General features: G+C 43.7%; 29 protein-coding genes and 1 pseudogene. 8 read left to right on the top strand and 22 right to left on the bottom strand.

The window, feature by feature from the left end:
• Positions 1-8: 8 nt before the first annotated feature.
• A complete protein-coding gene (locus MMAH_RS02560; protein ID WP_013036984.1) occupies positions 9-572 on the top strand; it encodes a DUF7109 family protein in 564 nt (187 codons plus the stop codon).
• Between the two features lie 34 nt (positions 573-606).
• Positions 607-1,401 (top strand): 23S rRNA (uridine(2552)-2'-O)-methyltransferase, encoded by a 795-nt coding sequence (locus MMAH_RS02555; protein WP_013036983.1) that lies wholly within the window; start codon positions 607-609, stop codon positions 1,399-1,401.
• A gap of 3 nt (positions 1,402-1,404) precedes the next feature.
• Here MMAH_RS02555 and MMAH_RS02550 read toward each other — a convergent pair whose 3' ends face one another.
• Positions 1,405-1,707, bottom strand: a complete 303-nt coding sequence (locus tag MMAH_RS02550) for a DUF211 domain-containing protein (protein WP_013036982.1) — start codon at positions 1,705-1,707, stop codon at positions 1,405-1,407.
• 133 nt (positions 1,708-1,840) lie between these two features.
• Between MMAH_RS02550 and MMAH_RS02545 the strand changes: the two genes are divergently transcribed.
• Positions 1,841-2,476, top strand: coding sequence for a histidinol phosphate phosphatase domain-containing protein (locus MMAH_RS02545; RefSeq protein WP_013036981.1), 636 nt, complete (start codon positions 1,841-1,843; stop codon positions 2,474-2,476).
• Between the two features lie 14 nt (positions 2,477-2,490).
• A complete protein-coding gene (locus tag MMAH_RS02540; RefSeq protein WP_083774825.1) occupies positions 2,491-3,090 on the top strand; it encodes a cyclase family protein in 600 nt (199 codons plus the stop codon).
• On the opposite strand, the gene MMAH_RS02535 is transcribed toward MMAH_RS02540, so the two are convergent.
• The 3 genes from MMAH_RS02535 to MMAH_RS02525 form a co-directional block, all read right to left on the bottom strand.
• Positions 3,085-3,639, bottom strand: a complete 555-nt coding sequence (locus MMAH_RS02535) for an XTP/dITP diphosphatase (RefSeq protein ID WP_013036979.1) — start codon at positions 3,637-3,639, stop codon at positions 3,085-3,087. The two genes, MMAH_RS02540 and MMAH_RS02535, sit on opposite strands and share 6 nt — an antisense overlap.
• Positions 3,640-3,706: 67 nt before the next feature.
• On the bottom strand, positions 3,707-4,297 hold the full coding sequence (locus MMAH_RS02530; protein ID WP_245526244.1) for a Kae1-associated kinase Bud32: 591 nt from the start codon (positions 4,295-4,297) through the stop codon (positions 3,707-3,709).
• Positions 4,282-5,274, bottom strand: coding sequence for a bifunctional N(6)-L-threonylcarbamoyladenine synthase/serine/threonine protein kinase (locus MMAH_RS02525; RefSeq protein ID WP_013036977.1), 993 nt, complete (start codon positions 5,272-5,274; stop codon positions 4,282-4,284). Before MMAH_RS02525 ends, MMAH_RS02530 begins: the two co-directional genes overlap by 16 nt.
• Positions 5,275-5,375: 101 nt before the next feature.
• Between MMAH_RS02525 and MMAH_RS02520 the strand changes: the two genes are divergently transcribed.
• A complete protein-coding gene (locus MMAH_RS02520) occupies positions 5,376-5,624 on the top strand; it encodes a hypothetical protein (protein ID WP_013036976.1) in 249 nt (82 codons plus the stop codon).
• Positions 5,625-5,628: 4 nt separating this feature from the next.
• Here MMAH_RS02520 and MMAH_RS02515 read toward each other — a convergent pair whose 3' ends face one another.
• From MMAH_RS02515 to mtbC, 8 genes and pseudogenes are all read right to left on the bottom strand, one after another.
• Positions 5,629-6,732, bottom strand: coding sequence for a DNA topoisomerase IV subunit A (locus MMAH_RS02515; RefSeq protein ID WP_013036975.1), 1,104 nt, complete (start codon positions 6,730-6,732; stop codon positions 5,629-5,631).
• Entirely contained in the window at positions 6,732-8,585 is a 1,854-nt protein-coding gene (locus MMAH_RS02510) for a DNA topoisomerase VI subunit B (RefSeq protein ID WP_013036974.1), read from the bottom strand. The genes MMAH_RS02515 and MMAH_RS02510 overlap by 1 nt, the downstream gene beginning before the upstream one ends.
• 89 nt (positions 8,586-8,674) lie before the next feature.
• Positions 8,675-9,118: a nucleoside deaminase gene (locus tag MMAH_RS02505; RefSeq protein ID WP_013036973.1), complete on the bottom strand. Its 444-nt coding sequence runs from the start codon at positions 9,116-9,118 to the stop codon at positions 8,675-8,677.
• Position 9,119: 1 nt separating this feature from the next.
• The gene (locus MMAH_RS02500) at positions 9,120-10,346 is read right to left on the bottom strand and encodes a peptidase U32 family protein (protein WP_013036972.1); all 1,227 of its coding nucleotides are present in this window, start codon (positions 10,344-10,346) and stop codon (positions 9,120-9,122) included.
• Between the two features lie 45 nt (positions 10,347-10,391).
• Complete coding sequence (locus MMAH_RS02495; RefSeq protein WP_013036971.1) at positions 10,392-10,571, bottom strand: hypothetical protein; 180 nt, start codon at positions 10,569-10,571, stop codon at positions 10,392-10,394.
• 205 nt (positions 10,572-10,776) lie between these two features.
• A complete protein-coding gene (locus MMAH_RS02490; protein WP_013036970.1) occupies positions 10,777-12,294 on the bottom strand; it encodes an APC family permease in 1,518 nt (505 codons plus the stop codon).
• A gap of 80 nt (positions 12,295-12,374) precedes the next feature.
• Positions 12,375-13,778: pseudogene (mtbB, locus tag MMAH_RS02480) on the bottom strand ([dimethylamine--corrinoid protein] Co-methyltransferase).
• A gap of 11 nt (positions 13,779-13,789) precedes the next feature.
• Positions 13,790-14,401 carry a dimethylamine corrinoid protein MtbC gene (gene mtbC, locus MMAH_RS02475; RefSeq protein ID WP_013036969.1) on the bottom strand — a complete coding sequence of 204 codons (612 nt, stop codon included), beginning with the start codon at positions 14,399-14,401 and terminating at the stop codon, positions 13,790-13,792.
• Between the two features lie 315 nt (positions 14,402-14,716).
• Here mtbC and MMAH_RS02470 point away from each other — a divergent pair, with 315 nt between their 5' ends.
• Genes MMAH_RS02470 through MMAH_RS02460 form a run of 3 tightly spaced genes read left to right on the top strand, consistent with a single transcriptional unit; the run spans position 14,717 to position 18,159 of the window.
• The gene (locus MMAH_RS02470) at positions 14,717-15,496 is read left to right on the top strand and encodes a helix-turn-helix transcriptional regulator (protein ID WP_013036968.1); all 780 of its coding nucleotides are present in this window, start codon (positions 14,717-14,719) and stop codon (positions 15,494-15,496) included.
• A 10-nt stretch (positions 15,497-15,506) separates the two neighbouring features.
• Entirely contained in the window at positions 15,507-17,774 is a 2,268-nt protein-coding gene (locus MMAH_RS02465) for a histidine kinase dimerization/phosphoacceptor domain -containing protein (protein ID WP_013036967.1), read from the top strand.
• Positions 17,764-18,159 (top strand): response regulator, encoded by a 396-nt coding sequence (locus MMAH_RS02460; RefSeq protein ID WP_013036966.1) that lies wholly within the window; start codon positions 17,764-17,766, stop codon positions 18,157-18,159. Before MMAH_RS02465 ends, MMAH_RS02460 begins: the two co-directional genes overlap by 11 nt.
• A 6-nt stretch (positions 18,160-18,165) precedes the next feature.
• On the opposite strand, the gene MMAH_RS02455 is transcribed toward MMAH_RS02460, so the two are convergent.
• The 10 genes from MMAH_RS02455 to MMAH_RS02410 form a co-directional block, all read right to left on the bottom strand.
• Positions 18,166-18,312 carry a 30S ribosomal protein S27ae gene (locus MMAH_RS02455; RefSeq protein WP_013036965.1) on the bottom strand — a complete coding sequence of 49 codons (147 nt, stop codon included), beginning with the start codon at positions 18,310-18,312 and terminating at the stop codon, positions 18,166-18,168.
• Between the two features lie 9 nt (positions 18,313-18,321).
• The gene (locus MMAH_RS02450; protein ID WP_013036964.1) at positions 18,322-18,630 is read right to left on the bottom strand and encodes a 30S ribosomal protein S24e; all 309 of its coding nucleotides are present in this window, start codon (positions 18,628-18,630) and stop codon (positions 18,322-18,324) included.
• Positions 18,611-19,201, bottom strand: a complete 591-nt coding sequence (locus tag MMAH_RS02445; RefSeq protein WP_013036963.1) for a GTP-dependent dephospho-CoA kinase family protein — start codon at positions 19,199-19,201, stop codon at positions 18,611-18,613. Before MMAH_RS02445 ends, MMAH_RS02450 begins: the two co-directional genes overlap by 20 nt.
• Before the next feature lies 1 nt (position 19,202).
• Positions 19,203-19,388, bottom strand: coding sequence for a transcription elongation factor subunit Spt4 (spt4, locus tag MMAH_RS02440; protein ID WP_013036962.1), 186 nt, complete (start codon positions 19,386-19,388; stop codon positions 19,203-19,205).
• Positions 19,389-19,402: 14 nt separating this feature from the next.
• Positions 19,403-19,966, bottom strand: a complete 564-nt coding sequence (locus MMAH_RS02435; RefSeq protein ID WP_013036961.1) for a DNA-directed RNA polymerase — start codon at positions 19,964-19,966, stop codon at positions 19,403-19,405.
• Between the two features lie 78 nt (positions 19,967-20,044).
• Complete coding sequence (locus MMAH_RS02430; protein ID WP_013036960.1) at positions 20,045-20,410, bottom strand: DNA-binding protein; 366 nt, start codon at positions 20,408-20,410, stop codon at positions 20,045-20,047.
• The gene (locus tag MMAH_RS02425; RefSeq protein WP_013036959.1) at positions 20,407-21,633 is read right to left on the bottom strand and encodes a translation initiation factor IF-2 subunit gamma; all 1,227 of its coding nucleotides are present in this window, start codon (positions 21,631-21,633) and stop codon (positions 20,407-20,409) included. Before MMAH_RS02425 ends, MMAH_RS02430 begins: the two co-directional genes overlap by 4 nt.
• 149 nt (positions 21,634-21,782) lie before the next feature.
• Positions 21,783-22,880, bottom strand: a complete 1,098-nt coding sequence (locus MMAH_RS02420) for a COG1361 S-layer family protein (protein ID WP_013036958.1) — start codon at positions 22,878-22,880, stop codon at positions 21,783-21,785.
• A gap of 23 nt (positions 22,881-22,903) precedes the next feature.
• The gene (locus MMAH_RS02415) at positions 22,904-24,004 is read right to left on the bottom strand and encodes a COG1361 S-layer family protein (RefSeq protein ID WP_013036957.1); all 1,101 of its coding nucleotides are present in this window, start codon (positions 24,002-24,004) and stop codon (positions 22,904-22,906) included.
• Positions 24,001-26,322 carry an efflux RND transporter permease subunit gene (locus tag MMAH_RS02410; RefSeq protein ID WP_281033895.1) on the bottom strand — a complete coding sequence of 774 codons (2,322 nt, stop codon included), beginning with the start codon at positions 26,320-26,322 and terminating at the stop codon, positions 24,001-24,003. Before MMAH_RS02410 ends, MMAH_RS02415 begins: the two co-directional genes overlap by 4 nt.
• Positions 26,323-26,401 lie beyond the last annotated feature (79 nt).

Here is a 26,401-nt window from a genome sequence, read left to right as displayed (position 1 = left end):
ATACATAAATGATCATGATTTCAATCGAAGAACTTTCCGGGATTATTGATGTCCTCGGAGCCGCCACAGTACACGAGATAACCTGCACTGCCCAGGAGGTCACCTATGCAAGGGATTATGAACCCCCTATAGAGAAAGATATACTCAATATGTGTGAAAAGGCCTGCTCCAGGCATTTCCTGGAAAAGGTAACCTGTGAAGAAATAATAGGGATGGAAAACACAGAAGTGGCGGTATATTTTATTCTGGGGCCAGATGCATTTCCTGAATACCCACAGGAATTGAGTGATGCACTTGATTTGCTTGGTTACGAAAAAAGAGAACTTGACATGGGAAAAGTAGCAACCCGCTTTAAAAGAAGGTTGAAGATGAGAACCACACATCTGGAGAACCTGATCAATGAAGTGCAAACCCCTGCAGAACCTGAATACATACAGGAGCTGGAGCAAAAATACATGGACCTTGTGAATATTTACTACGATTTTGATTCATGGGTCCCTGATGCACTCACTGAGATAGAAGAAAATATATTCTCATTGAGTGCACAAATAGAGGAACTCAAAGAGGCATAACCTTTTATACTTACATAATGAAGGGAGCAATCCAATGGCAAGGCATAGAAGAGATACATATTACTGGCGTGCAAAAGCCGAAGGTTATCGCTCAAGAGCAGCGTACAAACTCCAGCAGATTAACAAGAAATTTAATGTAATCAGAGAAGACAGTGATGTCGTAGACCTCGGAGCCGCTCCCGGTGGGTGGCTTGAAGTCGCAAGAGAGCTGACGAAAAGGAAAGTTGTCGGTGTAGACATATTGCGCATCAAGCCAATGGACAGAATAACCATCATCCGCGGCGACATAACCCGGGAAGAGACTGTAAGCCAGATCAAGGAAGCAGTAGGGGAAGATGGAGCAGATGCTGTTATATGTGATGCTGCACCCAATCTTTCAGGAAACTGGAACCTTGATCATGCACGCTCCATCGCTTTGGCCGAATCAGCACTTGAATGTGCAACCCGCATCCTTAAACCGCAGGGAAATTTTGTTGTAAAAGTATTCCAGGGAGATATGTTCAAGGAATACCTGGATAAAGTAAGAGGCGAATTTACATATGTTCGGGCCCATTCGCCAGAGGCTTCAAGGTCAGAAAGTGCGGAAATATATGTCGTAGGCAAAAAATTCCTTACCGCACCAATCAGGAAAGGGGAAGAATATGACGTTGTTATCGAAAGAATGGGATCCGGTGGCGACGGTACTGCTTTTGTGGAAGGATTTGTAGTATTCATCTGTGATACTGAAAAAGGAGAAAAAGTGCGCATAAAGGTAAGAGATGTAAAACCCAATTTTGCTTTTGCAGATGTTATACAGAGACTGGAAAGTCCTGAAGAAGAAGAAAAATGAGAATCACCTGTCCTGGTGAGTCTCCACTTCTTCGATGATTTTTTTACCGGCTGCAATCTCATCTACGCTATGGACCACCGCACCCATATTCTCTATTTCCTGACGGATAAGTTCATAGTCAAGATCCATCCCTTCCAGGGTGATTTTTACATTTTCGGTTTTCTGATCCATTTCATATAAACTAAGATTGACACCATCAACTCCTTCCACATCACCCAACACACCTGCAAGCTCAACTATGGAAGGATTATGTGGCTTAAGAACATCCAGAACCAACCTGCGAATCCCTGACTTATTATTCATCATTCATTATCTCCAATATGAAGAATTATTTAGATATCCATTCCATGCACATAATATAAAAATATGGACATCTACCACAGAAGATATTATCAATGCAAACAATAAATACTTTATACAAAACACAACAGGAATTATTATGATAGATCTGCATACACATACAATATTCAGCGATGGAGAACTTATTCCAAGCGAGCAGGTCCGCAGGGCAAAAACCCTCGGCTATGAGGCAATCGGGCTTACAGACCATGCCGATTTCACCAATGTAGAACACATCCTCAACTGTGTTACCAAGGCAAAATACCTAGAAGAGCCAATGGAGATAAAGGTACTTCCCGGCATTGAGATAACACATGTGCCCCCTGAAAAAATAGCATCCCTTGCAAAACTTGCAAGAGAACTGGGAGCCGAGATTGTTGTTGTACACGGAGAAAGCCCGGTTGAGCCTGTTTTGCCCGGCACAAACCTTGCTGCTGCACAATGTTCGGATGTAGATATCCTGGCACACCCCGGATTTATCACTGAAGAAGAAGCTAAAATTGCAACGGATAACAATGTATGTCTGGAAATTACCTCAAGAGGTGGGCATAACCGCACCAATGGCCATGTTGTCAAAATCGCAAAACTTAGCGGTGCAACAATGGTCGTGGATACCGATTCACACCACCCTTCTGACCTGATAACAACAAGCACTGCATTGAAAGTGGCAATGGGAGCAGGGCTTGAAAAGGATGAAGCAAAGCAGGTGCTGGAAAATTCAAGGGCCCTTATCTGAAAATGACATAGGAAATTATTGACATTACACAATCCATTGCTCCTGAAACCAGAGTTTATCCGGGTGATCCAAAAGTTACTGTCAAAAGGGTCACTTCTATAGAATCCTGCGGATACAGTGTCTCAAAACTCGAAATAGGTAGTCACACTGCCACCCATATCGATGCTCCTGCCCATATATTTGAGGGCGGGCGCACAGTAGATGAACTGGAATTATCCTCTCTTGTGGGCAGGGCTTATCTGATTGATTTTTCCGGGAAAACCGAAATCGGATACGAAGACATGGAAGAAGCCTTTCCCTTCAAAGACAAAAACAGATGTGAAATCATATTGCTGAAAACTGAATCATCCGACCAAAGATTTACAAGAATACTTCCCGATACTGCAGAATGGATTGCCAAAAAAGGATTCATGACAGTGGGAATCGATTCGGAGTCAGTGGATTCCGGGGAAGGACTGGAAAATCACATGATGTTGCTTAGAAAAGAAATCAATATCATTGAGAACCTGGATCTTAAAAATGTTGACCCGGGTTATTATGGATTTGTCTGCCTGCCACTAAAAATAAAAGGGTGTGACGGGGCACCGGCACGAGCAATACTTCTCCGGTCATAAGTTTGAGTCAATCCATTCCACAAACTTATCCACAGCACGCTTTCTATGGGATACTTTATTCTTTTCCTCATCTCCCATCTCACCGAATGTACGATCACCATACAGGAATATAGGATCATAGCCAAAACCGCCTTTCCCTTTTTCTTCATAACCGATGTTGCCTTCAACAATACCGGTAAACGTCAGGGGTTCTTTTCCGGGCTCACAGTAGCCAATAACGGATTTGAAATAAGCACGGCGATTTTCTTCATCCTCCATCAATTTCAGGACTTTGGGGTTGCCAAGATGATCTTCCACAAAGGCAGAATAAGGGCCCGGAAAACCATTCAGGGCATCAATGAAAAGTCCGGAATCATCCACCATCACGGACAATCCCAGCTTTTCACAGGACAGGCGGGCACCATCGGCTGCGATTGGTTCCAGATCATCTTCCTGTAACTCAGGATAACCATCCGTATTCTGGAGGACCTCAATTCCCCTCTTCTCCAGAATTGCCTTAATTTCCCTGAACTTGCCACTGTTGCCGGTAACGAATACAATTTTGCGCATATTATCACATTATGAGTTGTTAATAGATTATTTCTGACTGTACAAAAAAATGAATGAGAAAGATTACTCAGGCGTACCTTCCTCTTGTTTCAATTTCAATAACCCTTTCTAGTACATCTTTCGCAGATTCAAGAGTGCGATAATAACCCTTACAGAAGGCATCTATGAGTACCTCGTGGTTGGGATGTGAGCTTTCAAGGGTCTGGAAGAGCACATGAATATCTACGCCGCGGGATTCAAGGTCTTCTGCACTGAAAGCAAGCCCAAAATCGATAAGCCACATCTTGCTTCCATCCCAGATGACATTCGAGGTAGTAAGGTCTCCGTGAATTATACCTGCAGAATGGAGCCTGCCCACAAGTTCCCCGAGTTTTTCACACAAAGTTTCAGAAATGACATATTTTAATGGCTTACCATCAATGTAATCCATCTCAATGATGGAATTATAAATATCATAGATAACGGGTGTCGCCACACCGGCCCTGCGGGCTTCCGAGATCAAACGGGCCTCTGCCCGGGTGCGTTCCCTGCGAATCCGCTCATCCAGTTCCCGAACACGATAACGTTTGGGGATACGACTCTTGACCAGACGATTATTCCTCCGGATGACAGTTGCCTCTGCACCATCCCTGAGCATTTCATTTACTCCTTCAACCATGTCACATCCACCATGTCAGGACGATAATTGGGATTTACATGAGAATCGTCGACCCTGATTGTATCGCCTGCCTTATACATAAGAAGACCGAGCCAGGCTATCATAGCACCATTATCTCCCATGAAACGTTTCTCGGGCACATAAAAGGATGCACCACGGTCATCACACATAATGTCAAGCATCTCACGCAGGCGCATGTTCGCCCCTACCCCGCCTCCAAGCAACACCTCATTCTTACCGGTATGTGCCAGAGCCCGTTCGGTAACCTCCACAAGCATTGCAAAAGCATTCTCCTGCAAGGAATAACACACATCCTCTAACGTATGTTTTTGCAGGGCATCGGTGGCTGCAGTTGAAAGCCCGGAGAAGGAGAAATCCATACCCTTCACCACATAGGGCAGGTTTACATAATTCACCGAATCCTTTGCATACATCTCGATCTGCGGACCACCGGGATGAGACAGGCCTGCACTGCGGGCAAACTTATCAAGGGCATTTCCTACACCTATATCCAGGGTTTCCCCAAATACGCGATATTTTCCCCGCCTGTAGGCCAGCACCTGGGTATTGGCCCCGCTTGCATAAAGCACCACAGGATCCTTTGCAGGTGTTTTCCACCTCCCGATCTCCACATGGGCTACGCAATGGTTCACCCCTACAAGAGGAATTTCAAGGGAGAGGGAAAGGGCCCTGGCAGCAGTTGCCACGGTCCTCAAGCAGGCACCTAGGCCCGGGCCCTGTGAAAAAGAGATCGCATCAATATCTTTGGGATTTATGTTTTTCTCAGCCAGTTCTCCAAAAAGATTGGAAATCACCCAGGAAGCAAACTGAGCATGATGTTGAGCAGCTTCGCGGGGATGAATGCCTCCGGTTGTAGGTTTGTAGGTATGTGTTACCTCACAGACCACTTCATCTTCGTTAACAACTGCCGCACTCAAATTCCATGCGGTGCCCTCTATGCCAAGAACCAGCGTCACTTGCAATAACTCCTTTGCGGTAATGGGAAGTGGGGAATATTAAGTTTACTGATTCAAACCCAGGTAAGTTATATATTCAGGGAAATGCAAAAAGGGATGTCATGTCAGAAGAGAAAACCGAGCAAACAAAAACAGAGGCACAGGTTTCCGTAAAAGAATGGAAGATAGGGGAAATGGGTTTTTCCGACCGCCTGGCCACACCTGATGAGGGCATTAATTATGTCCCCCACAAAACAAGCGGCCTTCAGAGCGCAGCTGATATGTGGATTGACAGGGACAGGATGCTGGAAGGCCTCCATACAAAAAAGAGTGTTGACGACCTGCTCCAACGCACAAAATTCTTCGAATGAATTTTTAAATTATACCCATATCTGAAAGCCTGTCGGGCAGGTATGTCTTTGTGACAAAATCAAGGCCCTTGCCCGCAAAGGCCTGCTGTTCTGCCTTTTTCCCAATGTCAAGCTGCAGGTTGATCTGTTCTTTCCAGTAATCGGTTTCAAACCTCGGGTCTGTAAGTTCACTGCGCAGGGCATCGACATCCTTATCGGTCAATTTATCGGTGGACAATTCATACTCCACGATATCCGAAGGCTGCACCCCGACAAACTTGGCCGCAGGAGTTGCCATGAACTCGGAAAGGTGGGCACTCTTGATGGCACCATATGCAACTGAAGCATATATACGATAGGACCATGGATCACCGTCAGTAAATACCACAACCGGAATACCCAGTTCTTCATTCATCCTTTTGATCATACGCCGGGTCGAGCGAGCGGGCTGGCCTTTGAGATGTACAAGTATAGCATCATTTAGTTCATCAAAACCATTCTCAATCAGACGGGCATACATACCACCGGTCTCAATGGCTATTATAAATTTGGCGTCATGGTCTATGAAATCGATATTCTCCACATTAAAAGGAATCTGATAGCCGCTTTCACCTACATCCTCCTGACAATGGATATCACGATCACCTCGCTTGGTCTCTTCCCGCAACTGCAGGGGACCAAAAAGGGTAGCACCGTCTTCTTCAGGACGCATGTGGAAATATTCCCTCTGGAGACTGGAAATTATCTCAAGGTCCTCAATCAGGCGATCACTTTCGGGTTGTTCCTTGAACTTGGCAATATCCCAGTTCTCGGAGATGTAGTATAATTCCCTCAAAGTTGAACCGCGGTTATTCCCTATATGGTTATTTAAGAGAAAATCAAGCACATGAGAGGTTTTCAATAACTGGAATGCCCCTTTTACGGTCTTGGCACTTCTTTCACTTTCCCGGCCACCATACACCCATACATCGCTGATTTCATTAAATTCAATATTGTTCTTGGTTCTGCTGGGCATATTCACATAAGGGATCCGTCCATCAACAAAATGCGAATACAACTCCGATGCAAGACCCGTCAACCTTTGCTCTGCAAGCCTGTCATGCTCCTTACGGTGTTCATTCTTAGCCATTATACAACCCCTTTTATCGCTCTGGCACCTGTAACAATCTCTTCCTCAACCCCTTCAACAATAGGAGGTTCTTTTATAGAATCCAGATCCGAGGGGTCAGGTAACTGGTAATTCACGGCAAAAGCCTCACCTGGCCTGAGAACAATTTTCCATATGTAATCATAATCATTGCCCATGCTAACCACTTTGGGTGATGGGGTTGCCTCGATCTGGAAAGGCAACATCTCATGTAATTTGAATTCTACTTTCTTGCTCCCAAAATTCTTTGTCATGAGGGATACATTGGCATTACCATCATCGAATTGCCTTTCAACAAGCAGGTTGCCCATTACCCTGGCAACAACAGGATTGATATCCGGTACTTCCCTATCAAGGGTTTCTGCCAGTTTTTCCGCCATCCGGGGCAATACCTTGTTAATGATAACTTCCTTTTCCTTGCGTTTTTTAAGGGAACCTTTCTTTTTAAGGAAGCGATTTAGTTTCCTTCCCACTTCTTTGAGGGCAAGTTCCACCTCGTCCTGGATTTCGGGGATATCCGCAATAGCGTCCTTGGATTCAGATGTAAAAGGTACATTTGTGGAGGCCACATGTATAAGCAATACCAAAGGACCGATAGGCAGTCCCCCACCCGGCTGGTTAATACCGTATTGTTTCCATTTGATACCTTCCACGCCATGTGTGGTCACACAGCCTCCCTGCTGATAAAGAAGAGGGACCCGGTTGGCAAACCTCATTATATTGACCCTGTCATCCTTTTGCAGATTGCCTCCATAAGCAATCCCAACTTCCACAACAAAGGGATTACCGGAATATACGGAAGGAGTACGCGTGGTAGTTGCAATAAAATCGACTTTGAATTCTTTTTCCAGACCCTTATATATCAATTCTTCACCTATTGGGGACAGACAATCTGTCGGAGGGGACATGATTTTTACTTTCTGGAATGCATCAAGAAGGCGTTTCGCATCTTCCCTTTCAATGGTTTGCGGGTCCATATCCACATCAAGTCCACTGGCACTACAGATTTCTTCTGCTGTGAGCAAGCCTATCTTGGAAAAAGAATATCTCAGAAAAGGAGCAAGTCTTTGCCTTGCTGTATAACGCAGCATTTTCATAAGGGTACCCAGCTCGATACCATGCGGATGCGGCAAAATCTCGCTTGCAGGTTCGGGTATCTTATCCGTAGCCCTGTCAAATATTCTCTCATCACCTTCAGGGTCAATGAGTTTTATTCGGGCATGGGGATTTACAATGGCTGTGGCCTTGAGATATTCTTCTACCGACTGGCGGCGCCCCTTTACATAGGTAGCCTCCATTTCCATTTCCACCCGGGTTCCATGAGGACGATCCCATTCTGCTATTTCATCTTTCAGGATTTCGGGGTCATTGGAACGGGTATTGATCATCAGTTCATAATAGTGAGCAGGGGACTGGGGACCTATCTTGGAAATAATTCGGGTGGCATGGCCTGCTGTCAGCTGAGAATAGAGAACTGCTGCTGAGATACCGATACCCTGCTGACCCCTGCTCTGCTTGAGCGCATGAAAACGAGAACCATAAAGCAGTTTGGCAAAAACCCTCGGGATCTGATCTTTCACAATACCCGGACCATTGTCCTCAATAATCACAACGACTCCGCTTTTACCCGAGCGTTTAATATGAAGCATAATATCGGGTAGTATCCCCGATTCCTCACAGGCATCCAGGGAGTTATCCACAGCTTCTTTTATCGTAGTAATAAGACTTCTGGGGGCCGAATCAAAACCCAGTATCTGTCTGTTCTTTTCAAAAAATTCGGCTACGCTTATTGATTGTTGTTTTTTTGCAAGTTCTTCTGCAATTGGTGCTGGCATTGAACCTTCATCCCCTTAAAAACAAATTTCCTGCAAAATTAAGACCACAGGAGACGCTACAATATAGTCAGCATATATTTATATATTTGTTAGTATGACCCACTTTCCCCTATATCCTCATTCCATAGCTCAGGGTATTCCCGAATAAATTCCTTCATCAAAGTTTTACATTCAGATAAACCCAGGTCAACAACCTCAACTCCTTTGCTACGCAGGAAATCCTGTGCTCCTTCAAAGGTTTCTGATTCCCCGACAACCACTTTCTTTATACCAAACTGCACCACAGCACCGGCACACAGATAGCAGGGCATAAGGGTGGAATACAACACCGTATCCGCATAACTTCCAATTCTACCTGCATCCCTCATACAGGAAATTTCCGCATGTGCAAGTGGGTCGTCGTTCTGTACCCTGAGATTATGCCCTCTCCCGATAATCATTCCATCCCTTACAAGTACAGAGCCTATGGGGATGCCACCTTTATCGCGGCCGGCCATAGCTTCATTTATCGCTTCTTTCATGAATTGGTCCATTTCACTCACTCCCGGATGTATCAGGATATTTTATCCTGAATACCTTATCATTGGGCCTGACCCTATCATTTACCGCAAGCCCCACATCCATACCTTTTTCAGCTGATTTTATATTATTACCTTCCACCTGCATGGAAGATACATGCTGTTCAAGATGAGTATTCTCCCCTTCAATCAGAATAGTATCACCGATACTAAGGGCAGAATCAGTAAGCTTAACATATGCAGCACCCTGGTTCTTATAATAATTTACAACCTCACCGATAAGTTCTTTTAGGGTTTGCGAGGCATTCATGTCTTTTTCCACAATGAAACCTTCCCGGGAGGGTTTCCCGAAATAGAAACCTGTGGAAAAACCTCTGTTATAAACAGCACAAAGCTGTTGTTTCCATTCAAGTACCTGGTTGTTTTCAAACTTCCCACTTCTACAGGCCTCCAGAGCCTCTGAATAACATCGGGATACAGTTGAAATATATCTTGAGTCACGTAATCGTCCCTCGATCTTGAAGGCATCTATCCCGGCTTCCACAAGTTGGGGGATATGTTCAATCATGCACAGGTCCCTGGCACTTAGCAGGTATTTTCCACCCACCTGCACCTGCGACCCATCATCCGCATTGAGCGTCCATTCCCATCTACATGGCTGGGTACATTGACCACAGTTGCCCGATTTACCCAGAAGATATGCCGAAAGGTAGCACCTTCCGGAAATCGCCTGACACATAGCCCCGTGAACGAAAACCTCCAGTTCAATAGCAGTATGTTGTCTGATTTGTTTGATTTGATCAAGACTTAGCTCCCGGGATAAAATAATACGGCTTGCACCGAGATAGCCATAAAATTCTGCCGTCTTTGCATTGGAAACATTAGCCTGTGTAGAAATATGTATATCAAGTCCAATAGAGGATGCCTGTAATATCACAGCAGGATCCCAGGCTACGATTGCATCCACTTTTGCCTTCCTGGCAGCGTTGAGGATAGTCGATAGATCAGCAGTGTCTTCAGGATATATGACAGAATTGACAACAAGGTAAGCTTTCAACCCTTTTTCTCGTACTGATCTTACAAAGCCTGAAAGATTATCCACAGTAATAGCCTTTGCGCGGGAACGTAGGCTCAGCCGGTCTACGGAAAAATACACAGCATCTGCATACTGTGAACATGCAGACAGGGTACCTTCATCCCTTACACCTACTACAAGTTCAGGCATAGGGTAATTAGAATCCATGGGTAGAAAAGATATTAGGCATGATATAGAGATTTTGTCTTTATATCAGGGATTCCGCAGGAAATTGTTATAGCCGGTTGCTACAAAAACAAGAACCATTCCCATCATTACCTCTCCCATCCGTGGAATATAGAGTTCCGAGCCGGATGTTACAAGATAGAGGCCAAGTGCAACTGTGAAACTTGTGAGAAGTAGCCCGATAATCATATCCTCAATGTCTGGCATGTTTTTCGCTCTGATTCAGTTTTGGTATGAATACAAAGTGAAAACGATATGGCATGTATATGTATTTTTGCAGGAGAAATAAAATACAAAATTGTATATAAAAACAAATAAAAAATAAAAGGAATGGGATTTTAGACAGCTAGAAAATATAGGAGTGAGCATTTCCGGTTAGGAGAAACCCGGAAATGCTTTCGACAAATCCCACTCACTTCTTTTTACCGGAGGAGATACTTGAAACAAGGCTGACAGCACTGATTGTTTCTTTTTCCTTGTAGGCCTCATTCCTTGAATAGAACCACAATGGCAGGTAGAGTGCCAGCACTATGAATCCTACCCAGGTTGAAGTCCATCCGACTTCAAGGCTGTTGAGATAAACAACACCCACAAGACAGAGAGGAATATTAAACAGACCAAAGAGCAGTGCAATGTTCTTCCAGCCTGTTGGTGCCTTAAAAGGCCTGTCGAGTGCGGCCATTTCAGGGTTCAATTTGGCTTTTACATAGGCAAATAGGCTGATACCGTTTGCACATGTGTAACCAATAGCAGATGCTGCAAGGATTGCAGTCGGTGTACCCATGGATATCAACAGGAGATTGAAAAGGCCAATTATTACCATTGCCACAATGGGGGTCCCGGAGGAATTTAGTTTACCGAAAACTTTCGGAAGGTTTCCTTCAGTTGCCATTGAGTGCATAGCCCTTGCAGATCCAAGATAGGCAGTCTGAATGATCAGCACCATTGCTGCGATCAGCATGACGATTGCAACTATTGCACCCGCAGACCCAAAGGCAGCCTGTGCCACAGGAATCATTGGAGATATTGGTTGTGCGATTGTGCCCTCAACACCGAGTACACCAATTACTGCAGCCTGTACAAGTACAAAAGAGAAGAAACAAACAGCACCACAGGCAAACAGAGCTTTTGGTACATCAGAACCCGGTTTCCTGTACTCAGGACCATAGATAGCCGCTGTTTCCCAGGCACAAGCACTCCATTGGGCCATCGCAAACAGACCAAGGAGTATCAAGATATGATGAGCATCCCATGCCCAATCTGCTGGAAGCCATTGGCTTGTGATATTAGACATTACCACATCACCAGTTGCAAAGGGTGCCAGAGTAATGACAATAAGGGGCAACAGTGAAATGGCTGCTAGTATATAGCCTGCAAGTGCGCCACCCTCAAGACCACGGTAATTTACAAGGATAAGCCCACCGAATATTACAATTCCCGCAACCAGAGAAAGCTGGTATTCAGTAAATGTTTCTGCAAGTATGGGGAAAAGATTGTACAAGTAGCCACCGACAAGGATGGCAAATATCGCAAGTACAGGATTCCATGCAAACCAGTAACTCCAGGCACTGAAACCGCCTATCAATTTACTTTTATCAAATTTGCCCGTGTAATCTTTTGTTTTAAACACATTTTGTGCAAATCCGGGAAGACCCGATGCATGGGGAAAAGCTGTTGCAAGTTCACCATAAGCAAGGTTTTGCATAAAACCCTGGAATACAGAAAGACCCCATACGATTATTGCAGCTGATGATACCCACATAGGGAAATATCCCAGAGAAGGCAGAATCAACAGCGGGACACCAAGTGCAATAGCAAGTCCCTGTTTCCAGTCAATGGTACGCTCCAGTTCACTGGCATCGCACACGACTTTACTACATTGTTCCGCATGATGCAGATCAACTCCTGCATCACCTTTTTCTTCGCTCATAAGAAACACCACGCTCCTTTTTATTGAAATGTATTATAAAGATAATAAATTAAAACCGGGAAACTTCCCGGCCTTTTACTTTAGCCTGTGATTTCCCTGAATTTATCGCAGCAGTTGATTTCAATATCGAGAAGTTTCTCAATATTCATCTTGGATGCGATACCCTTGGCACATCCTGGTACGGATGTAAGTACACCAATGTCAAGGTCTTCACGGATTTCCCTCATGACATATTCGTCTCCCAGGTCAAGTGATTCAACACCGAGTTTCTTGGCGACATAGTCCTTGGCTTCATTTATGCGCATGTTCTCGGAGAACTGCATCCTGGCAACAAGGTCACCGGCTGCACGCATTCCTGTAAGACCGGATGCCATGATATGTGAGATTGGCATACCTATGGGGTCGCCAACTCCTATCTATATACCATCGACACCGGCAATCTCGACCATTGCCTTGCTGGCACGGGTTACTGCATCGATTGGTGGAGTCTCGAACATTGGGATACCACCAACACCCATACCCATGTCAACATGACAGGGGATGTTTGAAGCTTCAACTGCAGCTTTGGTGAAGGTTACTGAACGGGCAAGATTCCATGCGGAGGACTTGCTTGTGTTGGTGTTACAGACCGGACCAAACACGTTTGCACCAGCCTTTTCTGCAAGTGGTGCCTGTTCATGTGGCCACAGACCTGCAAGAACATTACCTTCGAACTCAAGTTCGCCGTGCATACCTAGGGTACATTCTCCGGCCATACCTGCTTCGATGTAGATATCAGGGAATTCTTCCCTGAGCGCCTTGATAGAATAAAGGGAAGCATAAAAATCACCATCTCCAGCTGCACCGATGGTATCGAAGTTGACACCGTCACAACCTACTTTCTGCAGGTGCTGCATGATCCAGGTCATGTCACGGGTTGCATGGTCACCGGCATGCTCGATGGATTCACGGGCTTCGTTGATCTTGAAAGCCTTCATGAGGTCACCAGGGTTTTTGAATGGACCATCTGGTGTATAATAGAGACCAAGATTTGGCATTGCACCGTAGAGAAGGGGGATGGTCATGTTTTCCTGGCAGACTTCCATTGCCTGCTGTTCCTGGGCAATAACCGGTTTGACTGGTTTGAAACTGTAGTCGATGTGACCCAGTTCCATTGTGTCTGCACCGAAACCTCTCTCGTGCATCATACAGCCAGTAAGACGGCTGGAAGGAATACCTACTCCGCTGTTACCCTGATCACCGTCGATCCTGAGGGTACCAATGTCGTGAGTTACCGGGATTTCCATACCTGGTTCGACACTGACTATACGGTTGGGATTCATAATGATATCTGCGAGCTTGTCAAGTTCATCCCCGGAAAGTTCAGGAATGTTACCAAGGTCTGCGGCATCTGCACTACCTTCCTGAAGGTCTGCAATGATCTGCTCCCTGGTCATGGAGACCCTTTCACCGTCTCCCATTCTTAAGAAATATTCATTTGCCATTAATAATCACCTTATAAGAGAAGTTCCTTTGCTTTGTTGACAGCTTCTGTTGCGTTTTCTGCATAACAATCTGCACCAATCTTTTTGGCCCAAGAGTTGGTTGCAGGGGCACCGCCTACCATGACTTTTACCTTGTCACGGAGACCTTCTTCTTCAAGGGCTTCGATTACTTCCTTCTGGCCCTGGAGAGTGGTGGTCATAAGTGCGGAAATGCCGACCATGTTTGCGTCTGTTTCCTTGATCTTGGCAATGAAATCCGCTACAGGTGTATCACGGCCAATGTCATGAACTTCGAAGCCTGAGGTCTGGAGCATGGTGGATACAATGGATTTGCCAATGTCATGGACATCTCCCTCTACTGTACCATTGACTATTACGCTGACAGCCTTTTCGGATGCTTCAGGCATATCGTCTTTGAGTTCGTCCACACCGGCCTGCATGGCTTCTGCAGCCATCATGACATGTGGAAGGAAAAGTTTACCCCTTTCAAAAAGGGTACCGACTTCATTCATACCTGCTGCAAGACCATTCTCGATTATGTCGGGAGCCTCGAGTTCACCACGGGCTTTCTCGACAGCAGCAAGAACCTGATCTTTCTTGCAACTGACAATAGCGTCAGACAATTCTTTGTATAATTCTTCTTTTGACGTAGTTACAACCTCCTTTCCATAGAGATTTTGAGAACACCGGATTAATCGGCTTACTCACATGAAAAAGAGGATATGAATTATATATAGCCTGAATTGAACCGAATTTGCGAAAGATAAAAGAATGAGCAAAGCCTATGGGATTTAGCAAGGGGAATGAGTGATTACCAGTGGTATGAGAAATTATAACGGTTTTAAAATCCATAACCTCGTTTTAATGGACCTTCTTCTGAAATGATATAAATAATATAAAAAAAGAAGTTAAAGCCCCCTTAACTAAAAGGTGAATGTATGCAATCATCATTGAGTGATACTATCTGGCTCTCTGAAAAAAGGAAAAGGCTTCTTTTACTACTAATGGAGGGACCCAGAAATATAGATCAGATCAAAACATCCCTTAATGTTACATCCAAGGCAATGATGCCCCAGATAAAAATACTCAAAGAGCAAAACCTGATCATTGAAGAGGACAGGGTCTATCAGCTTTCGGACATAGGGGAAATTATAGTAAAAAATATGGTCCCACTGCTGAAAACCCTGGGAGTCATAGAGGAGAATAATGATTACTGGGCAACCCGGGATTTAAGCTCAATCCCGGAAGAACTTGATTCACGACTGGGCGATATAGGGGAATGTATGGTAATAGAACCGGATATGAACCATCTTTTTGACCTGCCCGAAGAATTTAGCAAGAATCTTATCAAGTCTCAAAAAGTAATGACAATAATGGCCTATTTCCATCCTCTTTATCCCGATCTATATTATGAGCTGGCAAATGACGGCGTTCAAATTGACCTTATACTTACTGAGCCAATTTACAAGCGGATGAAAGAAGAATATACTGATAAATTCCGCCACATTGTTGAAAGGGAACATACCAATCTCTATATTTGCAACGAAGTCAATCTTACATCCGTTGTAACAGATCGGTTCATTTATCTCTGCCTCTTCAATAAGAATGATATGTATGATCACAAGAAAATAATGAGTTTTGATGCAAGTGCACTTCAATGGGGCACTGAATTATACGAACACTTCCGCCAGAAATCAACTCTGATAGAATGGGATTGACCCGCACTGAATGATTGAAATGACATGGAAAGATGTACCACTAAAATCCAAACTTATGTTTTTTATCCTGATGGGGATACTTGTGGTACTGATTACATCCACTGCAGTGATCATTTCAACAGTGACAACCCAGGAAGAGGACCTTGCATACCAGCAATCAATACAGAAAGCGAAAAACTATGCTAATCAGTTTGATATTGAAATGCGATCAAACCAGGCTACAGGCCAGGCGATTGCACATTCTCTTTCACAGTATCATTCAGAGAACCGTACAGAAGTAAACAATATTTTACTAAAGCTGCTGGAAGAAAATCCTGACTTACTGGGAACCTATGTCTGTTTTGAACCCAATGCATTTGATGGGATGGATAGTCGTTATGTAAATACAACCGGCCATGATGAAACCGGGAGGTTTATTCCCTACTGGAACAGGATACCGGGAAATATAACACTTGACCCACTACTTGATTATGATACGTCAGTATATTACCAGCTGCCAAAAGAGATAAAGAAGGATATCGTTACTGAACCCTATTACTATGAGGGTGTATTCATTGTAAGTTATGTCACACCCGTTATGCGAGGGGGTGAGTTTATTGGCATCGGGGGGGTCGATGTATCCCTGAATCATCTGAATGGTGTAGTAAACAATGTAAAGGCCTTTGATACCGGCTATGCGATTATGACTGGGAATACAGGAATTCTCATATCCCATCCTACAAATGAAGAACTTGTGGGAGCAAAAACCCTCTATGACTACGGTGTACCGGAAATTACACGCATGGCTGATGAAATAAAACTCGGCAAAAGCGGCTATATTGAAACAATCGATCCTATTACCGGCAAAGATGTGGTCATGTTCTATGAACCAATAAAGACTTCAAAATTTGCATTTATCCTGGTGGTACCAAAGGATGAGATGCTTGCAGGAGTAACAGACCTCAGGAATAGATTACTTTTGATTTCCTCAATATCATTGATATTCATGGGAGCTATTGCAATCTTGATTACCAGATCGGTGACAGGCCCAATAAATGAAATAGTGAACGACTTTAAGAACATATCTGATGCAGCTATCGGAGGGAAACTTGATGAAAGGGCCGAAACAGATGTAGATATTGATTTCAGGGAAATACCTGAAGGGTTGAATGATATACTCAATGCTCTTGAAAACGCCAGCCAGTTACGAGAAGAGATGGAAAAAGTTGTCAACAACAGCCCGGTAATTGTATTCAAGTGGAAAGCAGAAAAGAACTGGCCTGTTGAATTTGTATCAAAGAACATATCCCAGTTTGGATATTCTCCGGAAGATTTCGGACCGAATGGTCTTGATTACGGGGATATTATACATCCGGATGATCTTCCCGGGGTTGAGACAAAACTGGGAGAAATATGCTCCGGTAAGGAAACCCAGTTTAATATAGAGTACAGGATACTGACAAAAGACGGTGAAACCCGATGGGTCGATGAGCGTACCTTCATCCAGAGAAATCAGCGTGAAATCATACATAATATGATTAATAAAGATAATGATATCGACAGCCAGGTTTCTGACCTGAAAGGCAAATGCCATGATGTGAAATATCTCCAGGGCGTAATAGTGAATATCGATGAAAGGAAACAAGCTGAAGAAGCCCTTCTTAAAATTGAGGATATACGGAAAAAAGAAATACATCACCGGATAAAGAATAATCTTCAGGTAATATCTACACTATTGTACCTTGAATCTGAAAAATTCAAGGATGATGATGTGCTGGATGCTTTCAATAATAGCAGGGACAGAGTTCGCACAATGGCCCTTGTACATGAGAAACTTTACCAGTCAAAAGACATGGAGAGTATTGATTTTTCAGACTATAGCAAAAATCTTATCAATTATCTTTCCCAATCCTATGTGTTGGAAAAAAGTGAAGTCGATATAAAAATTAATGTAGAAAACATATTTTTGGGAATGGATACAGCGGTGCCACTTGGAATAATTATTAATGAACTGGTATCCAATTCATTAAAGTATGCTTTTGATAAAGGAAAAGGTACTATAATAGTCGAACTTCGAAAAATAAATGACCATCACAAGCTGGTTGTCAGTGACAATGGTATCGGGATGAAGGATGAAATTGATTTCGAAGATACAGATTCCCTTGGCCTTTTGCTTGTCCATACACTTGCAGAACAGATCAATGCAACAATAGAAATAGACACATCAAAAGGCACAAAGTTTGAAATTACTTTCCAGGAAAAAAATCAAGAACTAAGAGAGGGCGAAGATGTCAGGTGAAAAAATTCTCGTGGTAGAAGATGAAAATATAGTAGCCCTTGGCATAAAAAAAATGCTCAAAGGAATGGGTTTCAGGGTACCCAGCATAGCAGCCTCAGGTGAAGAGGCTATACAAAAAGCTGAGATCACTTTTCCGGATCTTGTACTTATGGATATAATGCTGAAAGGTAAAATTGATGGGATTAAAGCAGCTGAAACAATATATGACACCATGGACATACCTGTCGTATACCTTACAGCTTATTCGGATGATAAAATACTTGAAAGGTCAAAAAAAACAAACCCCTACGGCTATCTTATAAAGCCCTTTGAGGAAAAAACTCTGCAAAATACTATTAAAGTAGCTCTGGACAATTACAGGAAAGAAAAAGAAAAAAAGGAGTGAAAATCTTTATTTGAATTCAGTATATCCACATTTACCACAGGTCAACCTGTCCTTATGTTCGGCAAGGAATACACCTTCACCACAGCGGGGACAGAACTGTCTGGTACGTTCGATATTATCGCCGTCTACTTTATAATATTCTTTTACAGCCATGTAACCACCTTATTCTTCACTTGCTTCTTCTGCTTCAGTTTCTGGAAGCTCATTTCTTTTGAGGTTATATTCCTTTTCAACTCTTTTCATGCGGGACGCATCTTCATAGATCCTGGCATTCCCGGATAATTCCTGCTTACCGAACATGTTTCTCATGCCCTGGACTATAATAAGTTCAACGGGTACATTCAGCATGGCTGCAAGTTTTGATTTAATATCATTTCTTGCAGGTGTTGGTCCCTCAAAAGTCACATTGAACTTCAGTTCCTTTCTGTTTAGAAGAGTGTTGTTCTTCTCTTCAATTATGCTGATATCCATACAACTTCCTCCACATAGTGTATAATTGTTCTTTACAATGCTGTTTATCAATGATCTTGTCAATTAGTTCTGTCATCTCTTCCTTTTTGGAAGCAGTAATCCGGACAAACATCATACCTTCGCCAGGTTGTCCATAGAGTACGACGGATCCTGCAGGGGCCATCATTATTGCAGGAAGAGATGCAAGATCTTCTTCTCCCTGCACAAATATCCTGACTCGCCGATTTGAATCTAGTGCTTCCGCAAATGCATCCACCAGTTCTTCGGTAATTGAACCGGCGGGATTATTTACAACCAGTTCCTTGAAACCTGATTGTTTTGTACCTGTGATCATCTGCTCACAAGCAGGTTGCCGGTGAGTTTTGTCATCGATTACAAGTATATCTGGAATAATATTCGATTTGAGCAAGTGGAACGTAGTAACATCACCTACAGATATAAGTTTTATGGGGTCGCCAAGATCCCCTGATACTTTTCCAACTGTTTCTTCACCGGATCCTTTGTAAAGGACTCCAAATTTTTTACGTAACAAAGGACGCAGGGATGCGGGTATCGAAATCCTTCCACCCAAATTACCGCACCTTCAAAGCATATTTGTCAGGAATCGTAACCCCTATCTTTTTTGCGATTTCGGATTTTTCAGGGTCCACTATAACCAAAAGTCCGCTCCAATCCTTACTAAGGTTAGTGGTGCCACAAACTGGGCATTCCTGACCTGAAACAAGCCTGTGACAATCCATACAAACAGATTCAACCATACTAAAACTCCTGATTATTTATTTGTTACATTGGGTTTTCTCTGTTCATCGAGCCATTCCAGCTTACCCAGGGCAGGCTGTCGCATTGTCAGACCGATCTTACTATCACGCGGCTCCCTTTCATTGATACTCACAGCCACTATACGAGCCCTCACACGATCGCCTTCGGAAAGAACTTTATTTACGTTCTTACTGATCAGCCGGCCATTCTTTCCATCGTAGGACATGAAATCGTCTGTGATCTGGCTAACATGCAGAAGACCGTCCATTGCACCTATGCTGACAAAAGCTCCAAATTCAACGGTTTCAACAACTTCACCTTCGATTACTTCCTGCAGCGTCGGTATGAACATGATCGCTTCAAAAGTAGCATCATAATAGACTGCGCCATCTCCTACAAGAATATGACCTTCACCAATCTCATCAATATCAGTGATCGCTACAACAGAGCCAATCTTTTTGTCAACACGCCCTTCAAGTTTAGTTTTGAGAGCATTTTTGACACTGACCCTTACATCATCGGCAAGGAGGCGGGGAGCAACCCGAACTGTATCAACAAGCTTCATCCTCTTGTACATATAATTATCTCCGCAATATCATTATATAAGAATACCAGAACTTCTCATCCCTTATAAACCATTGTGCTATTATTCAGATTACAGGAAATCAAGTTTGTTCTTTTGCCTCAGCCTTATAATAGGAATTTCCTTTTCTTTCAACCTTTGCTGTAATCCAATATCATTGGTCAATACAGCTGCGTCGTAAGCAGGTGCAAGACGGACAATCACATCATCCGCAAATCCTTCACCTTCTATAACATCACATCTTTGGGATAATGAAATAGCTACTTTCGCAGCTATTTTATCCTCACCCCGACAACGCCTTACAAGACCATCAAGTTCGTGCAAGATCGCTGTGGGTAGAAGGAATTGGTCATAACCCAGTCTCCTGAGTTCTGTGAATATGTCTACACCAAATTGTGCTGGAAGCATCATCCCGTTTGTATCAATGATAACCTTCAATCCTCAATTACCCTGATACCGATCAATCTCCATCGGGAACCAATCCTGCGACTTATGGCAACCATTGAACCAATGTCTGCACAAACAGGTCTTTTAAGATTGACCTCGGCAACATCTTCCCTGGCACTTGTAACAATACCCACAGTTGTGGCTGTGCCTGCGTTTAACATCAGGGGTTCACTTGTCTTTATCTGACCAATTTCACCTTCATCATCCACTCCAACAACACGATCAAGAAGTTTTAACCGGAGGGTGAAAGAATGATTGGTACTGGGTAATGTCCCGGGTTTACCTGCTACCTGCCCGGTAAGAGAATCACTTTTTGTCAGGTCCGGGTCAAGCTCTGTACCCACTGCCAGAAGACCACCAGGAGTTGCTTCATCAACAGGAGTCGTACCTGCTATAATACCAGTTACCCTGGTATGAATAGGATCCCAGTGGATGGCGCCTTCACTTTCAACTTTCCTGCCCGGTTTTATTTCCAGATCATCGCCAGCCTTCAATGTGCCCTCTGTCAGGGTACCACCGATAACACCACCTGAGATCTGGTCGATCGGAAGACCCGGCCTGTTTATATCAAAGGATCTTGCAATGAGCATTCGCGCCTCTTTATCGAGTTTATAGGTAGGGGCCGGAATCACTTTTTCCATTGCGCCTATAAGTGCATCGATATTGATATCCTGCTGGGCAGAAATAGGGATTATGGGAGCGTTCTCTGCAACCGTGCCCTTGACGAAATCCTTTATCTGTTTATAGTTCTCTATAACATCTTTCCTGTTTACAAGATCGATCTTGTTCTGGACTATGACAACATTTTTGATGCCAATGATGTCAAGAGCCATGAGATGTTCCTTGGTCTGGGGCTGGGGGCATTCCTCATTGGCAGCAATGACAAGAATAGCACCATCCATTATGGCTGCACCCGAAAGCATCGTAGCCATCAGTGTTTCGTGCCCAGGAGAATCTACAAAGGATATGGTCCTGACCTGTTCTGTTTTTGCGCCACAATGCGGACATTCTTTCTTTACTGAATAACACCGTGGTTCAGGGCAGGTGGGGCATTTCATCAAAGTTGTATCTGCATAACCCAAACGGATTGAGATACCCCTTTTCAGTTCTTCACTGTGCTTATCAGTCCATACACCGGACAATGAACGTACAAGAGTGGTTTTTCCATGATCGACATGACCTACCATGCCGATATTAACACAAGGCTGACTCAATTTTTAATTTCCCTCCCTTTTGGGACTAAAGTAGAAATGTAGTTGATATAAGATGAATTGAACGTGAAACACTTAATAATTCTAATTACGTAAAAATGTTGCTGTCAAAACAGGATTGTACAAAAATAAGGAGAGGAGTGATAAAAACATCACTCTTCTGGTTTTTGACCTGGTTTACGCCTCATATACAACACAATAGCACCTATAACCAATGCTGCAATAGCAAAACCCGCAGGTAACATCAATCCACCTGTATAGGTATTGGACGAAGCCGATACCTGTGTTTTGATTTTCACATTATCTGAAACCCTGTCATGACCTTTAGTGTCCTCATACTTGATTTCACTGTTTATGGCATATGGTTTTTCGACCGCAGAATCCCCTACTTTAAGTTTAAATACCGCAACGGCACTTTCCCCGGCATCCAGATCGCCGAGATATGCCTGGTCATCCGTGGTACTGAAAGGATTAGCTGCACTTATACGAACAATGGCATCCTTCACAGGTTCATTACCCGTATTGGTATAGGTAACATGCAGCATTCCTTCCTCACCGACAGCCAGCTGCCCGGAAACATTGGTAACCTCAAATTGTGCTTCCCTTTTCACATTTACAGGAATGGTAACATTCTGGGAACCTACATCATACCATAGTCCCACATCCATATTTGTGACACCAAGGCTTGTTTCATTATCACCGGAAACCTGGACATTCTTCTGGTAGCCATAATAAAGACTGAGAATCAGGGGGTAATCACCGGAGGGCGCATTATTCGAAAAATCTATATTAAACTTAACAGGAGATGTAGTCTGCTCACCGGTAGCCAGTGAGCCGGCTTCCTGTGGACCTGACTTCACTTCTACGTTGGGGTCCGGGGAAGTAAGAATTGCCACAATCCCAATCGCAGTTGTCCGTTGTGATTCATAAGACATTTCCTCTTGCTGTAGTTTCTGATCAAGTACATCTACCGGGTCATCATCCTTTTCAGACCTGAAGCCTGTAATCACCCCTTTATTCATAAGATTAATATTCAACGTGACACTATCCCCACGATAAAATTCATTATCACCAACGATGGTTGCGCTTACATCGGGACCGCCATATGCAGTGTAGTAATTATCACTAAAATCAAAATAGTCAGGTAGTGCATCATTCTGTGGGGAAAAGCCGGCAGCAGAGGCCGGAATCAGGCATATCAGGGAGATTCCCAGTGCAATTATTCCAATTATTAAATTTCTTTTGTTCATGCTCACTCCTCTCCTTTAAAGAGTCATTTTTTCTTTTTACGGATACTGTCAACTATCAGATATATCGTTATCAAAAAAGTCAATAAAAGTGAAACCTGGGTGATACCAATCCATTCACCTGATGATTGCAGTGGCACATTTATTTTCATGTTCTCAGAAAATGCGTAATCCCCATCCTCATCAATGTAACGTATCTCACTATCTATTGCATAATCCTTGACAACAGCCATAACGTCTGAGTTCACATTAAACGAAACAGTGTGTTCTTCGCCCGGTTCAAGAGTACCCAACAATGCAGTAGAACTACCGGTACTCAGAGGGTCCATGACGACCACCCTGGCAAGAGCACCATCTGCTGTCAATTCACCGACATTGCGATAAGTCACCTGTATAACCCTATCTTCACCTGCAACCAGATCTCCAGCAACATCAACTACTTCGAATTGTGCTGCTTTTTCTATATGGATAGGTATTTGCAGAGTTTTATTCGAATTATTATAGTAGGTAGCATGATCCATTTCAGGCAACCCTAGCTGAATCGTCCGGCCACCTGTCATACGGACATCCTCCTGATACTCATAACTTACAGGAAGGAACAATACATAGTCCCCTGCCGGAGCGTCATCCGAAATTTCAATCGTGAATGTCATAGGACGTGAGGGTAAATCCCCGGGAACCAATTTTTCCAGGGCCTGGCCATTGGTCGAAGAATCAATCTCTATATAATCAGTGGGAGAAACCAGACGGGTCTTTATACCGTAAGCAATCGTGCGTTTTGTTTCATATTCCAGCTCTTTCATGGCAAGGGCTTGTTCGGCCTTATCGCCCTCCACATCTGTGACGGATTTAAACCCATGCAAAATACCCCTGTTAGAGAGAATTACATTGAGAGTAGCCGTTTCACCCCGCTCAAAATGAGTGTCCCCTACCACCGAAGCATGGATATCCGGCATACCATAGCCCCTGTAATAATTTGTAGTATATTCATAAGTTGGGGGAATGTACTCTTTCGATTGGGCCGTAGACATACCACTAAATAGAGTTGCAAGCAGTATTAATGAAATCAGGGACAGAAAGACCAGCGGTCTTCTGAAATTAATTGTATTGTTTTGTATCCTACTCATGAGATATCAGCCCCTGTTTGAAGATAATTTGCAGATGAATTCATATTATGCCCTGCTTTTTTTGCTCTGTGTTTATCCCTCCATTTGTCCAGGGTTACAATTACAGGAGGGAAAATGACAAATGTAGCAATCAGAGCAAGGGCAACATCGATTACAGTAATGATGCCAAAACTGCTTATAATACCAAAAGCAGAAGCAACCAGTGCCAGGAAACCAAATAGTGTGGTCAACCCGGAAGTAACGATGGCCTTGCCGATCTTAACACTGGCTTCACACATAGCTGCTTCAGGTAGAGCACCCTTTTCCCTCTCCTCAAAGTAGCGCTCCATCATAAGCACCGCATATTCCGAACCAACACCCAAAATCAGAGCTCCAAGGGTCGCGGTCATCGGTGTATATTCCATATTCAGATAGTACATAAGCCCTCCAGTCCATCCTATTACCATAAACATGGTTATGACAGGTACAAAGGCTTTCAGGAAATCCCTGTATATCACAAGCAGACCGGCGAAAACCATTCCAAGACCCAGATATGTCATGAAAATCCTTCCGGATGTAAGGGCACCTATGACCTCGATAAACACAAAAGAATGACCCGTGATCGTCACGCTTACGTCTGGCGGAGGAGCAAGCCACTGAATATCGTTTTCAATGACATTAGCAAGAGTCTCGATACCTTCCAGTCCCAGACCGCTCATAGCATCACCAATGTTGAGGTTGACAACCATTATATTCTGGCCACTGATGTATCGCTCCTTTGCAGAATCAGGAATCTCTGAAAGAACATGTTTTACCCCTGCCTCTGAATCCGGCAGCACACCACCATTATTATCCTTTATGAGCGAGACTAGACTTGTTGCTGCATAAACATTATCACGATTATCAACTTCATGCTGACTGAACTTATCGACCCATTGTAAAAGGTCAGGGTCTGCAATATTTGAAGTCTTTATGATTACATTGAGCTCATCATCCCCACCTGTAATATCCCCTAGATGTTGGAGGTCTATCAGGGCAGGCATATCTTCCGGCACAAAAGTTTCAGTGTCTGTCTGGATTGGGACAAAGGTATCTGTGTAGAGACCGTTTACACAGATCAAACCTGCGATTATGAGTACGGGAACGGGATGTTTCATTGTAAAAGTCGCAACCGACCGCAGGGTATTATCAATAAAGCCGCCTGAATCAGTGCTGGTTTGCTTTTTATCAGGTTTTTTGAACCTGCGTGTGATAAGCCTGTGACGAAGAGAATCTACACGATGTTTTTTTGCCTTTTCCTGCTTTTTTTTTGCAAAAGTATCAAGCCCGTATATAACAGTCACACCTACAAAAAGAGAGGACAGGAAACACATAAAAACACCAATAAGAAGAAGTTTTGCAAAATCCTGCACCATAGGTACCGTGGAAGTCGCAAGAGAAACAAAGCCAAGTGATGTGATTGTAAGCGCAATCATGACAGCCGGACCAGTATGTTTGATCGTGTCGATAACCGCTTCCCTGGGGGATTCACCCCTTTCCAGTTCCTCCTCGATACGGTTATGGAACTGTATGGCATAATCAATGCCCAGACCAATGAGTACCGGAAACGCTGCCATGGACACCATGGTCATGGGTATACCCAGATACCCCATTGCACCGAACGTATAGATTATTCCCAGAAGCACAATTGCAAGTGGCATCAATCTCCATCTTACGTGTCTGAATACAAGATATAGAACAATTACCATCAAAAAGGCGGAGAGCAAGAGCAAGATACCCATGCTGGACATCATTTCCTTATTCATCCCTATCTCAAAGGCAGGGTCACCGGTGACGATAAAATTGTACCCAGGGGGGAACTCTGCCAGGTCTACCGAGGTTTCAACTTCACTGAGAATTTCCTGTTTTCGGACCTCACTGGTATCCCCTGCCATTTCAATATAAACAAGTGTATGGGTTTTATCTGGAGACAGGGACGATGGAATATAAGGAATCAATTCGGAAAACTGTTCATCATTTTGTGGGATCTCAAATCTGCCGTTTTCCAGCTTGTTGGCTTCCTTTACAACCGAAGAGGCACTTTGCGTACTCAGCACACCCGGTATCGAGGACGACATCCTGTCCAGACGATCGATCGCTTCCAGTAAAGCCCTGTCCTGTACATCACCACCTTCTACCATAACAACGATGGCTTCCTTACTGAAAAGACTCAGATAAAGGTGATCATAATCCTGATACAGCTGCGAATCCTTATCCACAAATGTTTCGGTACCCGATTCCATCTTGATAAGCTGAGCACCTTCAAATGAAACAAGAACAAGTAACATTGCAATTATCACAATGGCAATCGCATGATCCTCTATGAAAATACCCAGTTTCTCAAAGATGTTTTTGATGGGGGATCGCTCCTTTTGATTT

Source organism: Methanohalophilus mahii DSM 5219, from assembly GCF_000025865.1.
GTDB classification, from domain to species: domain Archaea; phylum Halobacteriota; class Methanosarcinia; order Methanosarcinales; family Methanosarcinaceae; genus Methanohalophilus; species Methanohalophilus mahii.
This window is presented reverse-complemented; position numbering and strand designations above follow the sequence as displayed.

Bases quoted from the DNA above. Each gene is read 5' to 3' on its own strand.
- MMAH_RS02560 (WP_013036984.1), top strand. From the start codon at position 9: ATGATCATGATTTCAATCGAAGAACTTTCCGGGATTATTGATGTCCTC.
- MMAH_RS02555 (WP_013036983.1), top strand. From the start codon at position 607: ATGGCAAGGCATAGAAGAGATACATATTACTGGCGTGCAAAAGCCGAA.
- MMAH_RS02550 (WP_013036982.1), bottom strand. From the start codon at position 1,707: ATGATGAATAATAAGTCAGGGATTCGCAGGTTGGTTCTGGATGTTCTT.
- MMAH_RS02545 (WP_013036981.1), top strand. From the start codon at position 1,841: ATGATAGATCTGCATACACATACAATATTCAGCGATGGAGAACTTATT.
- MMAH_RS02535 (WP_013036979.1), bottom strand. From the start codon at position 3,639: ATGCGCAAAATTGTATTCGTTACCGGCAACAGTGGCAAGTTCAGGGAA.
- MMAH_RS02530 (WP_245526244.1), bottom strand. From the start codon at position 4,297: ATGGTTGAAGGAGTAAATGAAATGCTCAGGGATGGTGCAGAGGCAACT.
- MMAH_RS02520 (WP_013036976.1), top strand. From the start codon at position 5,376: ATGTCAGAAGAGAAAACCGAGCAAACAAAAACAGAGGCACAGGTTTCC.
- MMAH_RS02515 (WP_013036975.1), bottom strand. From the start codon at position 6,732: ATGGCTAAGAATGAACACCGTAAGGAGCATGACAGGCTTGCAGAGCAA.
- MMAH_RS02510 (WP_013036974.1), bottom strand. From the start codon at position 8,585: ATGCCAGCACCAATTGCAGAAGAACTTGCAAAAAAACAACAATCAATA.
- MMAH_RS02505 (WP_013036973.1), bottom strand. From the start codon at position 9,118: ATGGACCAATTCATGAAAGAAGCGATAAATGAAGCTATGGCCGGCCGC.
- MMAH_RS02500 (WP_013036972.1), bottom strand. From the start codon at position 10,346: ATGGATTCTAATTACCCTATGCCTGAACTTGTAGTAGGTGTAAGGGAT.
- MMAH_RS02495 (WP_013036971.1), bottom strand. From the start codon at position 10,571: ATGCCAGACATTGAGGATATGATTATCGGGCTACTTCTCACAAGTTTC.
- MMAH_RS02490 (WP_013036970.1), bottom strand. From the start codon at position 12,294: ATGAGCGAAGAAAAAGGTGATGCAGGAGTTGATCTGCATCATGCGGAA.
- MMAH_RS02470 (WP_013036968.1), top strand. From the start codon at position 14,717: ATGCAATCATCATTGAGTGATACTATCTGGCTCTCTGAAAAAAGGAAA.
- MMAH_RS02465 (WP_013036967.1), top strand. From the start codon at position 15,507: ATGATTGAAATGACATGGAAAGATGTACCACTAAAATCCAAACTTATG.
- MMAH_RS02460 (WP_013036966.1), top strand. From the start codon at position 17,764: ATGTCAGGTGAAAAAATTCTCGTGGTAGAAGATGAAAATATAGTAGCC.
- MMAH_RS02455 (WP_013036965.1), bottom strand. From the start codon at position 18,312: ATGGCTGTAAAAGAATATTATAAAGTAGACGGCGATAATATCGAACGT.
- MMAH_RS02450 (WP_013036964.1), bottom strand. From the start codon at position 18,630: ATGGATATCAGCATAATTGAAGAGAAGAACAACACTCTTCTAAACAGA.
- spt4 (WP_013036962.1), bottom strand. From the start codon at position 19,388: ATGGTTGAATCTGTTTGTATGGATTGTCACAGGCTTGTTTCAGGTCAG.
- MMAH_RS02435 (WP_013036961.1), bottom strand. From the start codon at position 19,966: ATGTACAAGAGGATGAAGCTTGTTGATACAGTTCGGGTTGCTCCCCGC.
- MMAH_RS02420 (WP_013036958.1), bottom strand. From the start codon at position 22,880: ATGAACAAAAGAAATTTAATAATTGGAATAATTGCACTGGGAATCTCC.
- MMAH_RS02415 (WP_013036957.1), bottom strand. From the start codon at position 24,004: ATGAGTAGGATACAAAACAATACAATTAATTTCAGAAGACCGCTGGTC.